Source organism: Kitasatospora sp. NPDC004240, assembly GCF_053603215.1.
In genome coordinates this window covers 1-1,905 of the sequence record NZ_JBSGFD010000434.1, presented here as the reverse complement: position 1 = coordinate 1,905, position 1,905 = coordinate 1, and the positions used below count along the sequence as shown (strand labels likewise).

Here is a 1,905-nt window from a genome sequence, read left to right as displayed (position 1 = left end):
GACGGCGGCGGCCCCATCCGCGCCGGCGGCCCGCCGTCCGCCCGGGCCCGGCCCGGACGGCGACGGGCGTCCTACGGCTGCGTGGGGACCGGCGGCACGGGCGCGACCGGCGGGGCCGCCGGCGGCGCGGCCGGGGCGGCGACCCCGTAGAGCTCCACGCCGAAGAGCGAGTAGCCGTACTTGGTGGCCCGGGCGACGCCCTGCACCCGCAGGTACTTGGCGCCCGGCGCGTCGAAGCGCACCGTCTCGTTGCCGCCCTTGCCGTCGTCCACGGTCGCCACCGTCGTCCAGGTCACCCCGTCCGCCGAGGTCTGGATCCGGTACGCGGAGGCGTACGCGGCCTGCCAGTGCAGCACCGCCGAGCCCAGGTTCGTGGCCTTCGGCAGCTCCAGCTGCACCCAGGCGTCGTCCCGGGCCGGCGAGGACCAGCGGGTCTTCGGGTCGCCGTCGGCGACCGCCGAGGCGGGGAACGCCGAGGTCTCGTCGCCCGAGGAGGTGGCCCGCGCGCCCGTGGCGAGGTCCGGCCCGCCGGTCGGCGGCACCACGTGGACCTGGAGCACCTGGCGCACGGTGGTCGTGCCGGCCGCGAACACCACCGGCACCTGGTACGTCCCGGACGGCGTCCCGGGCGCCGCGCTGACCAGCAGCGGCACGCCCACCTTGCTGCCGCGCGGCACGCTGACCCCGGCCGCCGGGGTGACGGTCAGGCCCTTGGCGACGGCCGGCACCTCGGTGCGCAGCTCCCCGTTGACGCCCTCGGGGCGGCCGGCCTCGACCACCGCGCGGGTCTGCGCGGGCACGGCGGCGCCGGTCACCACGTCCAGCGAGGCGTCCGAGAGGCTGAGCCGGGCCACCGGGGCGTCCGCGTACCAGGGGATCACCTGGTTGACCACGGGCGGCTCCCCGCCGGGCTTCCAGGCCAGCCGGATGGCACCGGCCGGCTGCCCGCCCGCGGGCAGCTCGTTGTAGCCGGGCTGGACGGTGCCGATCTCCACCCAGGTGCGGTCCGGGCGGCGCACCGAGACGGTGGCGCTGGCCCGCACGTTCGGGTCGGTGAGCACGGTGAGCCGGTCCAGCGGGCGGTCCACGCCCAGCTCGACGGTGAGCGGCTCGTCGGCGGCGGTCGGCGCGGTGGCCGCCCGGTAGGCGGTGTCCGGGTTGCCGTCCAGGACGGCGGCGGCGGACGAACCGGGTGCGGCGGCCGGGCCGCCGGTGACGCTCGCCGGGGTGTCGTCCGGCGCGGTCACGCTGAACTCGCGCACCGCCACCGCGGTCTTCTGCGCGGAGGCGGCCCGCAGCCGGACCGAGCGGACCACGGTGCCGGTGGGCAGCGGCGCGGTCACCGACTTCTGGTTGCGCACCTGGGCCAGCTGCTTCCAGCCGCCCTCGCCGGTGGTGTACTCCAGCACGCCGTCGCGGATGTAGTCGTCCACCGCGCTCAGGCCGTCCGGACCGCTGCCCCACGAGCCCATCAGCACGGTGACCGAGCCGACCGGGCGGCCGCTGCCGAGGTCCAGGCCCACCGAGTCGCCGGGCTGCGGCGGGGTGGAGCTCCAGTAGAAGGTGTCGGCCGAGCCGTCGGTCATCAACGCCGGCAGGTGGTCGTTGGCGCTGCCGAGCGTGGTGGTCGCGGTCAGGCTGCCGCCGGACACGCCCGCCCAGGTGTCGGCGGCCCGCACGGCCCGCTCCATGAACGGTCCGAACACGCCGGCGCCCACGGTGGCCGGGCTCTGCGCGGTCTGCTCGCGCAGCTTGCCGAGCTCCACCCGGGCCTTCCAGGCGGCCGCGCCGTCGCCGCCGCGCTGGGCCAGCAGCATGTCCAGCGCCGCCTGCCCGGCCAGGCCGTGCCCGCGCAGCGCGGCCAGCCACGGCGCGGCCTCGGCGGCCAGCGGGGCGGTGGCCCGG

1 protein-coding gene is annotated in these 1,905 nt (G+C 78.1%); it reads right to left on the bottom strand.

Going from position 1 to position 1,905, the window contains the following annotated elements:
* Positions 1–71: 71 nt before the first annotated feature.
* On the bottom strand, positions 72–1,905 hold a 1,834-nt coding region (locus ACWEQL_RS42335), incomplete at its 5' end, for a discoidin domain-containing protein (RefSeq protein WP_452156943.1).